This window comes from Streptococcus sp. SG2 (genome assembly GCF_030439925.1).
Lineage (GTDB): Bacteria > Bacillota > Bacilli > Lactobacillales > Streptococcaceae > Streptococcus > Streptococcus gordonii.
The window spans coordinates 377914-390191 of the sequence record NZ_JAQFJD010000002.1; the positions used below are offsets into that span (position 1 = coordinate 377914).

11 protein-coding genes are annotated in these 12278 nt (G+C 43.6%); 10 read left to right on the forward strand and 1 reads right to left on the reverse strand.

Translation table 11 applies throughout. The features are described from left to right. Window positions 1-603: 603 nt before the first annotated feature. The 10 genes from pnp to PCY09_RS05695 all read left to right on the forward strand — a co-directional run bounded on the left by pnp (window position 604) and on the right by PCY09_RS05695 (window position 11123). A complete protein-coding gene (pnp, locus tag PCY09_RS05650) occupies window positions 604-2802 on the forward strand; it encodes a polyribonucleotide nucleotidyltransferase (protein WP_125396849.1) in 2199 nt (732 codons plus the stop codon). 86 nt (window positions 2803-2888) lie between these two features. Next, the gene (gene cysE / locus PCY09_RS05655) at window positions 2889-3506 is read left to right on the forward strand and encodes a serine O-acetyltransferase (RefSeq protein ID WP_045634346.1); all 618 of its coding nucleotides are present in this window, start codon (window positions 2889-2891) and stop codon (window positions 3504-3506) included. A gap of 30 nt (window positions 3507-3536) precedes the next feature. Beyond that, the gene (locus PCY09_RS05660; protein ID WP_045634345.1) at window positions 3537-3755 is read left to right on the forward strand and encodes a YdeI/OmpD-associated family protein; all 219 of its coding nucleotides are present in this window, start codon (window positions 3537-3539) and stop codon (window positions 3753-3755) included. A gap of 13 nt (window positions 3756-3768) precedes the next feature. After that, on the forward strand, window positions 3769-4533 hold the full coding sequence (locus PCY09_RS05665; RefSeq protein WP_045634344.1) for a nucleoside phosphorylase: 765 nt from the start codon (window positions 3769-3771) through the stop codon (window positions 4531-4533). An 8-nt stretch (window positions 4534-4541) separates the two neighbouring features. After that, on the forward strand, window positions 4542-5063 hold the full coding sequence (locus tag PCY09_RS05670) for a dihydrofolate reductase family protein (RefSeq protein WP_045634343.1): 522 nt from the start codon (window positions 4542-4544) through the stop codon (window positions 5061-5063). A 17-nt stretch (window positions 5064-5080) separates the two neighbouring features. Next, window positions 5081-6424, forward strand: a complete 1344-nt coding sequence (cysS, locus tag PCY09_RS05675) for a cysteine--tRNA ligase (RefSeq protein WP_125396850.1) — start codon at window positions 5081-5083, stop codon at window positions 6422-6424. Further along, window positions 6417-6821 (forward strand): Mini-ribonuclease 3, encoded by a 405-nt coding sequence (locus tag PCY09_RS05680; RefSeq protein ID WP_061594938.1) that lies wholly within the window; start codon window positions 6417-6419, stop codon window positions 6819-6821. The genes cysS and PCY09_RS05680 overlap by 8 nt, the downstream gene beginning before the upstream one ends. Continuing rightward, on the forward strand, window positions 6808-7683 hold the full coding sequence (locus PCY09_RS05685; RefSeq protein WP_125396851.1) for a helix-turn-helix domain-containing protein: 876 nt from the start codon (window positions 6808-6810) through the stop codon (window positions 7681-7683). The genes PCY09_RS05680 and PCY09_RS05685 overlap by 14 nt, the downstream gene beginning before the upstream one ends. Window positions 7684-7791: 108 nt before the next feature. Beyond that, a complete protein-coding gene (locus PCY09_RS05690; RefSeq protein WP_053794156.1) occupies window positions 7792-8922 on the forward strand; it encodes an ABC transporter ATP-binding protein in 1131 nt (376 codons plus the stop codon). A 353-nt stretch (window positions 8923-9275) separates the two neighbouring features. Then, a complete protein-coding gene (locus PCY09_RS05695) occupies window positions 9276-11123 on the forward strand; it encodes an APC family permease (protein ID WP_125396852.1) in 1848 nt (615 codons plus the stop codon). A 67-nt stretch (window positions 11124-11190) separates the two neighbouring features. On the opposite strand, the gene PCY09_RS05700 is transcribed toward PCY09_RS05695, so the two are convergent. Next, window positions 11191-12153, reverse strand: a complete 963-nt coding sequence (locus tag PCY09_RS05700; protein ID WP_125396936.1) for an aromatic acid exporter family protein — start codon at window positions 12151-12153, stop codon at window positions 11191-11193. Window positions 12154-12278 lie beyond the last annotated feature (125 nt).

Sequence of the window (12278 nt, forward strand, 5' to 3'; positions counted from 1 at the left end):
AAAACGAATTCCAATAGCTAACTATAATCAGCTATAGAAAAGAAAAATAGATTTTCAGTACTTTTATAGAAAAAAGCCATTTCCAGACTTTTTCTTTTGCCTGAAATTGTGGTAAAATAAGGTCTATACGTGCTTGATACAAAGATGAGGATATAATAAGCTACTAAGGCCGTGGAATTAAAGCTAAGCTGAACCGCCCTTTAGCATCTTTATGAACTGAACAGCCCTAAAAGCTGTGTAAAAAAGATAAACTGTCTTGTCTACATCGAAGACCTCGCCAGTTTCCTATTTTTACTTTGCTTTTAGCGGTCTTAATATCTTGATAATTGAACACGCCTACAACTCTGTGGAAAAAGATAAATCTATCTAGGAGCAGTCGCTCCGTCGTTCGCTTTACTATTTTCCTTTGAGTTGCTTAAGCTCTTAGTATCTTGATGAACTGAACACGACCTAAAAGCTGTGTAAAAAAGATAAACTGTCTTGTCTACATCGAAGACTTTGCCAGTTTCCTATTTTTACTTTGCTTTTGACGGTCTTAGTATCTTGATCTTTGTAGCCAAGACGTATGAAAAAATTTGAGCATGTGCTCGGCAAGGAGTCTTTATGACAAAACAAGTTTTTAAAACCGTTTTTGCAGGTCGTGAGCTGGTAGTTGAAACCGGTCAGGTTGCAAAGCAGGCAAATGGCAGCGCCGTTGTTCGATATGGAGAAAGTACCGTTTTAACTGCGGCAACCATGTCCAAAAAGATGGCTACTGGTGACTTTTTCCCATTGCAGGTCAACTATGAGGAAAAAATGTATGCAGCTGGGAAATATCCTGGCGGCTTTAACAAGCGCGAAGGTCGTCCGTCAACAGATGCGACTTTGACCGCCCGCTTGATTGACCGTCCGATTCGCCCTATGTTTGCGGAAGGTTTCCGCAATGAAGTTCAGGTTATCAATACTGTTCTTTCTTATGACGAAGATGCTTCGCCTCAAATGGCTGCTATGTTCGGTAGCTCTCTGGCTCTTTCTATCTCAGATATTCCTTTTAATGGGCCTATTGCAGGGGTTCAAGTCGGCTATGTAGATGGTGAATTTATCATCAACCCTAGCAAGGAACAAAAAGAAGTTTCGCTTTTGGAACTGACAGTGGCTGGTACCAAAGAGGCTATCAACATGGTAGAATCTGGAGCCAAGGAGCTGTCTGAAGATGTCATGCTGAAAGCTCTTCTCAAAGGGCATGAAGCGGTCAAAGAATTGATTGCCTTCCAGGAAGAAATTGTCGCAGCAGTCGGCAAGGAAAAAGCAGAAGTAGAATTGTTGCATGTTGATGAAGAGCTGCAGGCAGAGATTGTCGCAGCCTACAACAGTGACTTGCAAAAGGCTGTTCAGGTAGAAGAAAAGCTGGCGCGTGAAGCCGCAACTCAGGCTGTCAAAGACCAAGTCACAGCAGTTTATGAAGAAAAATATGTAGACCACGAAGAATTCGACCGTATCATGCGTGATGTGGCTGAAATCTTGGAGCAAATGGAGCATGCAGAAGTGCGGCGTTTGATTACCGAAGATAAGGTCCGTCCTGATGGTCGTAAGGTTGATGAAATCCGTCCGCTGGATGCGGAAGTGGATTACCTGCCGCGCGTGCATGGTTCTGGTCTCTTTACTCGTGGGCAAACCCAAGCCTTGTCTGTCCTGACTCTGGCACCAATGGGCGAAACGCAAATCGTTGACGGCTTGGATCCGGAATACAAGAAACGCTTCATGCACCACTATAATTTCCCGCAATACTCTGTCGGGGAGACAGGCCGTTATGGTGCTCCTGGTCGTCGTGAAATTGGACACGGTGCTCTTGGGGAACGTGCCTTGGAGCAAGTCTTGCCTAGCTTGGAAGAGTTTCCTTACGCTATCCGTCTGGTAGCAGAAGTCTTGGAATCAAACGGTTCTTCCTCACAGGCCTCTATCTGTGCGGGCACTTTGGCTCTGATGGCCGGTGGTGTGCCGATTAAGGCTCCGGTTGCTGGTATTGCTATGGGCTTGATTTCAGATGGCAGCAACTACACGGTTCTGACGGACATTCAAGGTTTGGAAGACCACTTTGGAGATATGGACTTTAAGGTAGCTGGTACTCGTGAAGGTATTACCGCCCTGCAGATGGATATCAAGATTGAAGGAATTACAGCGGAGATCCTGACAGAAGCTCTGGCTCAGGCTAAGAAAGCCCGCTTTGAAATTCTGGACTTGATTGAAGCGACAATTCCAGCTCCACGTCCTGAGTTGGCTCCAACTGCTCCGAAAATCGACACCATCAAGATTGATGTGGACAAGATCAAGATTGTCATCGGAAAAGGTGGGGAAACCATCGACAAGATTATCGCTGAGACTGGTGTTAAGATTGACATTGATGAAGAAGGAAATGTGTCCATCTACTCTAGCGACCAAGACGCCATCAATCGTGCTAAGGAAATCATTGCTGGCTTGGTCCGTGAAGCAAAAGTGGATGAAGTTTACCATGCTAAGGTTGTTCGGATTGAGAAATTCGGTGCCTTTGTCAATCTCTTTGACAAGACGGATGCACTGGTTCACATTTCAGAGCTGGCTTGGACTCGGACCAACAATGTCGAAGATGTCGTACAAATCGGTGATGAAGTAGATGTCAAGGTTATCAAGATTGATGCCAAAGGTCGGGTAGATGCTTCCATGAAAGCTCTCTTGCCACGTCCACCTAAACCTGAAAAATCAGACAAGCACCATGATAAGCATCATGGTAAGGGGCATCCTCATAAGAAACATGAAGAAGCACCTCTTGCTCAAACAGAAGAATAAAAGACAAACAAGGAGTAGTAGGGCTCAGTTGCGTTGCAATTCTTGGGCCAGCTCCCTTGTTTTTTACATCATGAAAGGAGAAGAAGATGGGGTGGTGGAAAGAAACCATTGATATTGTAAAAGAAAATGATCCAGCAGCTCGAAATTCCCTAGAGGTTCTCTTGACTTATCCAGGGATTAAAGCCTTGGCAGCTCATCGTCTTTCTCATTTTTTGTGGAAGCATAATTTCAAGCTATTAGCACGAATGCACAGTCAATTCTGGCGCTTTTGGACTCAGATAGAGATTCATCCTGGAGCCCAGATTGAATCAGGTGTCTTTATTGACCACGGCAGTGGCCTAGTGATTGGAGAGACAGCTGTTGTGGAGAAGGGAGCCATGCTTTACCACGGTGTTACCTTAGGTGGTACAGGAAAAGATACGGGCAAACGTCATCCGACTGTCCGAAAAGGGGCGCTGATTTCGGCCCACGCTCAGGTGATTGGCCCTATTGAAATAGGTGAGAAAGCCAAAGTTGGGGCGGGTGCAGTAGTTGTATCTGATGTGCCTAGTGATGTGACAGTGGTCGGAGTTCCAGCGAAGATTGTCCGTGTTCACGGTGAGAAAGATGAGCCAACCATTCACGAAGTAGAGGAGAAACGGGAATACTATCTAGACAAGTTAGAGCATGCCCGTGAAGCCAGCCACCATTCGTCAAGTCTCTAGGAAAGGGTAGCAAAGTTATCGAAGTGGATTATGACAGGAGGAACCGACATGTCAGATTTATCAGATGAAATTATGAATCAGGCAGTCCTTGAGTTACAAGAACACTTGGATGGTCTTGCTAAGGAGCGCTTTAACAAACTGCCACCTAGCCACCAGCGAGAATGGACTCATTATATCAGTGAAGCCAAAAAAGATGAGACCAAACTGCGCCGTCTAAATAAAATGAAGGCGGATTTGCTGGAGCCTTAAAGAAAGAGAAGTTATGCTATTAGAGGAATTTGAAGATGTAGCAGCAGTTATTGAGCCAACTGAAAAGCCAGTCCATGACAAGGGTGAGGTATGCGAAACCATCATCCTGTCCTTTAATGGCGAAATTCTGAAACGTCTGGTCGAGTCAGAGGAAGTCTATCAGGGAGGCTATTTGAAAAGCATAAACGGCCAGCATCCATGGTATATTTATGGCCAAGGACCTAGCAAGCTAGCAGTTATGTTGGCTCCAATTGGGGCTCCCATGATAGTTGGCCAACTGGAGGAGTTAGCGGCCAGAGGCTTCACGAATTTCATCATTCTAGGTTCCTGTGGCGTTTTGGACCACTCAATTGAGGCGGATAAAATTATCCTGCCTGCGGCTGCATTGCGAGATGAAGGAACAAGCTATCACTATGCCCCACCGGGTGACGAAGTCGCCTATGACGAGTCTCTGTTAGTTAAGCTAGAAGCCATCTTTGACAAGCACAATGTTGAGCATATCCGCACCAAGTCTTGGACGACTGATGCCTTTTATCGAGAAACGCCTGATAAGGTCAAGCGTCGCTTGGCTGCTGGTGCACAAGTGGTGGATATGGAAGCTTCAGCTATCATGGCTTGGAGTCAATTTCGCAAGAGCAAGGTCTATCAATTCTTCTACACAGCTGACTATGTGGATCATCATAACCGAACCTGGGATGCCCGCCATGAAGAGCGGACAGCTGATGCCATGACTTTTTTCACTATCGCTTTGACAATAGCAAAGGAACTAGAAAGGTAACTACAAGAATGGCAGTATATTTTTACGGCTGTATCACCATGGATGGCTACTTGGCAGACAGCCAACACAGGATAGACTGGCTGCATCAGCTTGGTTCTGTAGAGGATACAGGCTATGATGACTTTTACAGGCAAATGGATATCACCATCATGGGCAAGCGGACCTTTGAGGAAATCCAAGATTTGCAAGATGTAGAAAGTTTTTATAAAGCTACGGAAAACTATGTCTTTACGCATGATAGGCACCTGCCTGTCAGCAATTACCAGCCAGTAGCTGGGGATGTGGTGGACTTTGTTCACCAGATTGACAAAGGCAAAAATGTCTTTGTGATTGGTGGTAATTCCTTGGTAGGACCGCTCTTGGATGCGGATCTTTTCGACCACCTCATTATTCAGATAGCGCCCCTTATCCTAGGAAAGGGGGTTCCCCTCTTTACCCAAGAGGAAGGGCAGCGCTTTTACCAACTGGATAGCCTCAGACAATTTGGCCCTTTTGCAGAGCTGGTTTTCAGCCGAAAAAGTCAGAAATAGAGAAGGGAGTGGACCGCATGATTAAAATTTACGACACCATGACCCGCAGCCTACGTGAATTTGTGCCCATTGAAGAGGGCAAGGTTCGCATGTATGTCTGCGGTCCGACGGTTTATAACTATATCCATGTCGGCAATGCCCGCTCAACAGTAGCTTTTGACACAGTTCGTCGCTATTTTGAGTATCGGGGATTTGAGGTCAATTATATTTCCAATTTTACAGATGTAGATGATAAGATTATCCATCGCGCCAAGGAAGAAGGCATTACACCAAAAGAAGTGGCTGATAAGTATATCGCAGCTTTTCGTGAGGATGTCTCAGCTCTGGGTGTAAAACCTGCGACTCGTCATCCGCGGGTGGTGGAGTTTATGGCTGACATCATCCGTTTTGTTGAGGACTTGGTTGACAAAGGCTACGCCTATGAGTCAGAGGGCGATGTCTACTTCCGCGTGGAAAAGTCTCACAATTATGCCAAACTAGCCAACAAAACTTTGGCAGACTTGGAGTTGGGTGCTTCTGGTCGGACAGATGAGGAGACTGCTCGTAAGGAAAATCCAGTCGACTTTGCCCTTTGGAAGGCTGCTAAACCAGGAGAAATTTCTTGGGACAGTCCTTGGGGAACAGGTCGCCCAGGCTGGCACATCGAGTGTTCGGTCATGTCGACGGAGATTTTGGGTGATACTATTGATATCCACGGTGGAGGAGCAGACTTGGAGTTTCCTCACCATACCAATGAAATCGCCCAGTCAGAGGCCAAGACTGGTCAGACTTTTGCCAACTACTGGATGCATAATGGCTTTGTCAACATTGATGATGTTAAGATGTCCAAGTCTTTAGGTAATTTTATCACTGTTCACGATGCCCTCAAGACCATTGATGGTCAGGTGCTGCGTTTCTTCTTTGCTACCCAGCATTATCGTAAGCCGATTAATTTCACAGAAAAAGCTGTTCATGATGCAGCAACCAATCTCAAATATTTGAAGAATACCTATGAGCAGCCTTTCACTGGTCAGGCAGACTCTAATCAGCTGCAAGCCTTTCTGGATAAATTCACCGCTGCTATGAACGAAGATTTCAATGCAGCCAATGGTATCACGGTTGTCTTCGAGTTAGCCAAGTGGATCAATTCTGGCAATTACACCGCTGAAGTTAAGGAAGCATTTGCCAATCTCTTAGAAGTTTTTGGTATTGTTTTTGTAGAAGAAGTCCTAGACGCAGACATTGAGCGCTTGATTGAGGAGCGCCAAGTAGCGCGTGCCAATCGTGACTTTGCGACTGCAGACCGTATTCGGGATGACTTGGCCGCTCAGGGCATCAAGCTTTTGGATACTAAGGACGGAGTGAGGTGGACACGTGACTGATGTCAACCTGATTAACGGTATCGCTCTCGCCTTTGAGGGAGATGCTGTCTACTCCATGTATATCCGGCGGCACCTGATTTTTCAGGGACTCACTAAGCCCAATCAGCTGCACAGGGAAGCGACCAAGTATGTTTCTGCCAAGGCTCAGGCCAATCTCATCTCTCTCATGCTGGAAGAAGGGATTCTGACGGAGAAGGAAGAGGATATCTACAAACGTGGCCGCAATGCCAACAGCCACACCAAGGCTAAGAATGCGGATATTGTTACTTACCGTATGTCTACAGGATTTGAAGCGGTCATGGGCTACCTGCATATGACGGAAGAAATCGAACGCTTGGAAGGATTAATTGACTGGTGCATCAAACGAGTGGAGGAAGCTACTCATGAAATCAAATGAATTGCTGGCTTTGTTTCCAAAGGCTAGTCTACAAGATAAACCCAGTCAAGATAGCCAGAAAGTCTCGCTTCGTCTTGATCAGCAACATTGGCTAGTTTTGGCGACAGAAGATTTAACAGATCGAGAACAGCAACTGCTTGCTCTGCTGACAGAAAAAGAGTCCGTTTTTTCACAAAATCCTTGGTATAGGTATTTAGTATCTGAGTCCGAAGAAACACTACCTCATGAGGTTGAGGCGCTACAGTTTATTCATTGCCACCTTTTTCATTATGAGACAGAATCTATTTCGGCTTGGCTAGACATGATGCGAACTCTTTTGACCAATAAAATCGCATATTTTCAGACTAGCCCGCAAGACTATATTTTTGTTCTTGATCAGGGGCAACAATTGGCTGTTAAAGATTTGCTGAGGGATGTCTTGTCAGCTGTTGAATATGACTTTAACCTGCGTTTGGCTGTTTTGATTGGACAAGTCTGGCCCAGATCGGTGAAAGACGAGTTGCCACAACTCTATCAAGCTGAGAACAGCCTCTTCACTCAATGGTTGAATCGCTATCAGCAGTCTTTGGTTTTACCTTTCTCACAGCTCTTCTTATGGGGCTTAGACGAGGCTAAGGACACTCTTCTTCCTCTGAAGAAGAAACTGCATCAGCTTATAGAGGGACAAGAGCAATTAACCGAGATTATCTTAGCCTTGTGGGAAAATGGAGCAGTTGTGACCAAGGCAGCTCAGCAACTTTATATTCACAGGAATACTCTCCAATATCGCTTGGATAAGTGGGAGGAGTTGACAGGCTTGCAGTTAAAAGAGTTGACGGATTTATCACTCTGTTACCATATCATTTTGAAAGATTTATTTTGATGTTTTGTGCAGGCTGCACAAAACATTTTTTTTATTTTAGGCAGTTTGCCATAGCATTGTAAAACGCTTTCAAATATAATAAGAGTATAAATTTAAAAGGAGCCTATCATGGTAGAATTAAATCTAAAAAATATTTACAAGAAATATCCAAATAGTGAACACTATTCTGTTGAAGATTTCAACTTAGAAATTCAAGACAAAGAATTTATCGTATTTGTAGGACCTTCAGGATGTGGTAAGTCTACAACTCTTCGTATGATTGCTGGACTTGAAGACATCACAGAAGGTGAATGTTCAATCGATGGTCGAGTGGTTAACGATGTGGCACCAAAAGACCGTGATATTGCCATGGTTTTCCAAAACTATGCCCTTTACCCTCACATGACTGTATACGACAACATGGCCTTTGGTTTGAAATTGCGTAAATACAGCAAAGAAGATATCGACAAACGTGTTCAAGAAGCTGCTGAAATTCTTGGATTGAAAGAATTCTTGGACCGTAAACCAGCTGACCTTTCTGGTGGTCAACGTCAACGTGTTGCCATGGGACGTGCTATTGTCCGCGATGCAAAAGTATTCTTGATGGACGAGCCTTTGTCAAACTTGGATGCAAAACTTCGTGTATCCATGCGTGCTGAAATCGCTAAAATCCACCGTCGTATCGGAGCAACAACTATCTACGTAACACACGACCAAACAGAAGCGATGACTTTGGCTGACCGTATCGTTATCATGTCAGCAACTAAGAACCCATCAGGAACTGGTACAATTGGTCGCGTAGAGCAAGTTGGTACACCACAAGAACTTTACAAACACCCAGTCAATAAATTTGTCGCTGGCTTTATCGGAAGCCCAGCTATGAACTTCATCAATGTGAAGCTTGAAGGCAACGAGATTGTTACTGAAGGTGTGAGATTGAAAGTGCCAGAAGGGATCTTGAAGGTTCTGAAAGAAAAAGGCTACGAAGGTAAAGAATTGATTTTTGGTATCCGTCCAGAAGATATCAATACAGAACCTGCTTTCCTTGAAACTTTCCCTGACTCAGTAGTACACGCAACAATCTCTGTATCAGAGTTGCTTGGTTCAGAGTCTCACTTGTACTGCCAAGTTGGTAAAAACGAATTTATCGCAAAAGTAGATGCACGTGACTACTTGCAAACAGGTGAAGGAATTGACCTTGGCTTTGACTTGAACAAGGCGCACTTCTTCGATAAAGAAACTGAAAAGACAGTTTATTAATGTTTTCTACAATGAAGAAAATTTAGTTATCAAAAACGAGCTTGGACATCCATGCTCGGTTTTTTCTATCATATCAGATCTTATAATCCATACTTGATAGGTCGGGATCATAGTTGAGGTGGCCTTTCCTATAAGTAATGGTTGATGGACTTTGGAGAATATGAGCTTGAATTATTCACTTTTTATCCTTAGGGATAGGATGAGAGAGCATTTTTCACAACCTTCTAATTGCTACTAGCTAACGCTGTTGAACAAAGAAAAATTGTTTAAAACTCGAAAAATTTCAGAAAACTGTTGACATGTTTTCTAAAAAAGAGTAGAATAGCCCTTATTTTTTAATTGAGGAGGAACTTATGTTTTCCAAGTTAAAAGGATTTTTTATTGGACGCCCATTAAAATCCGGTAAAGAAGGAGAGGATGGTCATTTATTGACAAAACTACAGGCCTTGGCTATGCTCTCTAGTGACGCCTTATCTTCCATCGCTTATGGACCAGAGCAGGTTGTTCTGGTCTTAACTTCTGTGTCTGTCGGAGCGATTTGGTGGTCACTTCCCATAGGAATTGTCGTATTGGTTTTATTAGCGAGTTTAACCATTTCTTATCGTCAGGTTATCCATGCTTACCCTCAAGGAGGAGGAGCTTATATGGTAACGACAGAAAATCTTTCTCCAACAGCAGGCTTAATTGCGGGTGGAAGTTTACTGGTAGACTATATGTTGACTGTAGCTGTTTCAGTTGCTTCTGGAGCGGATGCCATTACCTCAGCGATTCCTATCTTACACCCTTACAACCTACATATCTCGGTCTTGCTAGTCCTCTTATTGATGCTAATGAATTTACGAGGGCTAAAAGAATCAGCGACTTCCTTAATGATTCCTGTCTATCTTTTTATTGTCAGCACGTTACTGTTGATTGGTTTTGGTTTTTTGCAAATCATGACAGGAAACTTGGAATATCACGCAACTGCTCATATTGGCACTTCTATTACTGGAGTAAGTTTGATCTTGTTGCTCCGAGCATTTACCAGTGGTTCAGCTTCCTTGACTGGAGTGGAAGCCATATCTAATTCAGTTCCCTTTTTCAAGAAGCCAAAGGCTCACAATGCTGCAAGAACCCTATCAATCATGGCTTTAATCCTAGGGATCATGTTTGCAGGAATCACTTTCTTAAACTATTGGATTGGAATCGTGCCTGTCAAAGGTGTAACCACCTTGGCACAGATGGCTCAGGCAATCTTGGGAAGTTCTCCACTTGGTCGTATCTTATTCTACGTTTTTCAATTGTCAACAGCTTTGATCTTGGCAGTTGCGGCTAATACAGGATTCTCAGCTTTTCCGGTGCTTTCCTACAATATGGCTAAGAATAAATATATGCCACATATGTACATGGAAAAGGGGGATCGACTCAGCTATTCAAACGGGATTTTTACATTGGCCTTTGGGGCTATTGCTCTCTTGTGGATTTTTAAGGGGAATACAGAGCGTTTGATCCCACTGTATACCATTGGTGTATTTGTGCCCTTCGCCCTCTCTCAAACTGGTATGGTTGTCCATTGGAAGAAAAAGTTTGGAAAAGATTTCTTGAAGCATTCAATTGCGAATATCCTTGGTGCTGTTATTTGTTACGGGATTGTTCTTATTTTACTTTTATTCCGTCTGCGAGATATTTGGCCCTTCTTTCCAATTATCATTGTCTTGACCTGGCTGTTCTTAGCTATTAAACAGCACTACAACAGGGTCGCAAGACAGCTGAGATTAGAAGAACATATCGAGCGTCAGAATTACACAGGCAATACAGTAATTGTGCTAGTCGGAAATGTCACCAGAGTTAGTGTTGGAGCAATGAGCTATGCTCGCAGTATTGGCGACGATGTCGTCGCAATGCACGTCTCAACAACTGAAACTGCTAAAAAGGATGCTGAAGTCGCAGAGGAATTTGCTGACTACTTCCCTGATATTCGATTTGAGACTATTACGACTAGCTACCGCAATATTATTACTCCAACAGTTCAGTATGTGATCAAGGTAGCAAAGCGGGCTAAAAAAGAAGGAAGGACAGTGACAGTCTTGGTTCCTCAGTTTATCCCGAAAAAGAGCTGGCAAAATATCCTTCATAATCAAATGAGTTTAAAATTGAAATATTATCTAAAGTGGTACGAAGATGTTGTAGTCGCAAGCTATTCTTATCACTTAAAAGAATAAACTACTTTCTTAATGTAAAAAAGGAACCAAATTTTTTTGGTTCCTTCTTTATTTTGTGTAGAAAGAGTTAGTTCCTTTCTTCTTGATAATTCCTATAAAAATCAACCTTTAACTCAATAAAGGTCTCCAAGTTCCGCAGGAGCTGAAGGAGCGTAGCGCGGGTTTCAAATTCCTGACGAGTCTTAGGAAGTGGCCGTTTTCGAAAGACAGCCAGATATTCCTCGATTTCATCCAGTAAATCATGACCTGGATTTTCTTGACTTAACTGTTTGGCTGTTTTTAAAAAGAGTTTAGCCAATATGAAGCTTTCGCTAGCTGCTAGGCGACAGGTATTGATATTACTGGCCATATCCAGCAAGATACGATTCTGAGCTCTTCGCATTTCAAAATAGTGGATATGGTAGTTGGTTTGATGAAAGAGATGGTTAGAGCGGTCCAAGTAGACCAGATTCAAGGCTTGTTCTAGAGTTGTATCAAGCTCTTTTATTAGGGTCGCGTCGTTTCGTCCGTCCCCTGATTTTAAAAAGTATTCAAAACGAAGGAGAATCTTTTTCAGTTGTTCTTCCACTTGCTCATGATAGCTGTTAATCTCCTCTTGACGCGAGGGCATGTAGAGATTGGCTAAAAGAGCAAAGCCAGTTCCAATGAGAAATAGAGCAAGCTCATTGCTAAGGAGTGACCAGGAGGTGGATTTTTCTAAGAGCAGATGGCTGACCAGAACGGTGCTGGGGGTAATGCCAATTTCCCACCCGAGTTGAAAAGCTAGGGGAACGTAGATTGCGATATAGAGGGCCAATGCTCCGAGATTAAAACCTAGAAAGCGAAAGGCTAAGCTTCCAATAGCCAGCGCCAATATGGTCGATAAAAAGCGGTCTCTAGCTAGTTTGACTGTACTCCTGCGAGTATCGCTAACACTCAAAAGAGCAATAATACCAGCAGAGACTGAATAAGCTAATCCTAAAGTTTTTGCTAGCCAAGCCGCTAGGCAGGTGGCGAGCATCAGTTTGATCGTTCGGTGGAGAAGGGACATATGAGTCAACTTTCTTTTTCTAGAGTCGCTTTATTATATCATGACTAGAGTATAAAGTTGGTTAGGATGATTCCTTCGATTCGAATTTCTTGTTTTGTTCAGTAAAAGCTGTCGCAATTTAGGAG

Coding starts and splice junctions, on each gene's coding strand:
- PCY09_RS05685 (WP_125396851.1), top strand. CDS start 6,808: ATGAAATCAAATGAATTGCTGGCTTTGTTTCCAAAGGCTAGTCTACAA.
- PCY09_RS05695 (WP_125396852.1), top strand. CDS start 9,276: ATGTTTTCCAAGTTAAAAGGATTTTTTATTGGACGCCCATTAAAATCC.
- cysS (WP_125396850.1), top strand. CDS start 5,081: ATGATTAAAATTTACGACACCATGACCCGCAGCCTACGTGAATTTGTG.
- PCY09_RS05660 (WP_045634345.1), top strand. CDS start 3,537: ATGACAGGAGGAACCGACATGTCAGATTTATCAGATGAAATTATGAAT.
- PCY09_RS05665 (WP_045634344.1), top strand. CDS start 3,769: ATGCTATTAGAGGAATTTGAAGATGTAGCAGCAGTTATTGAGCCAACT.
- PCY09_RS05690 (WP_053794156.1), top strand. CDS start 7,792: ATGGTAGAATTAAATCTAAAAAATATTTACAAGAAATATCCAAATAGT.
- cysE (WP_045634346.1), top strand. CDS start 2,889: ATGGGGTGGTGGAAAGAAACCATTGATATTGTAAAAGAAAATGATCCA.
- PCY09_RS05700 (WP_125396936.1), bottom strand. CDS start 12,153: ATGTCCCTTCTCCACCGAACGATCAAACTGATGCTCGCCACCTGCCTA.
- pnp (WP_125396849.1), top strand. CDS start 604: ATGACAAAACAAGTTTTTAAAACCGTTTTTGCAGGTCGTGAGCTGGTA.
- PCY09_RS05670 (WP_045634343.1), top strand. CDS start 4,542: ATGGCAGTATATTTTTACGGCTGTATCACCATGGATGGCTACTTGGCA.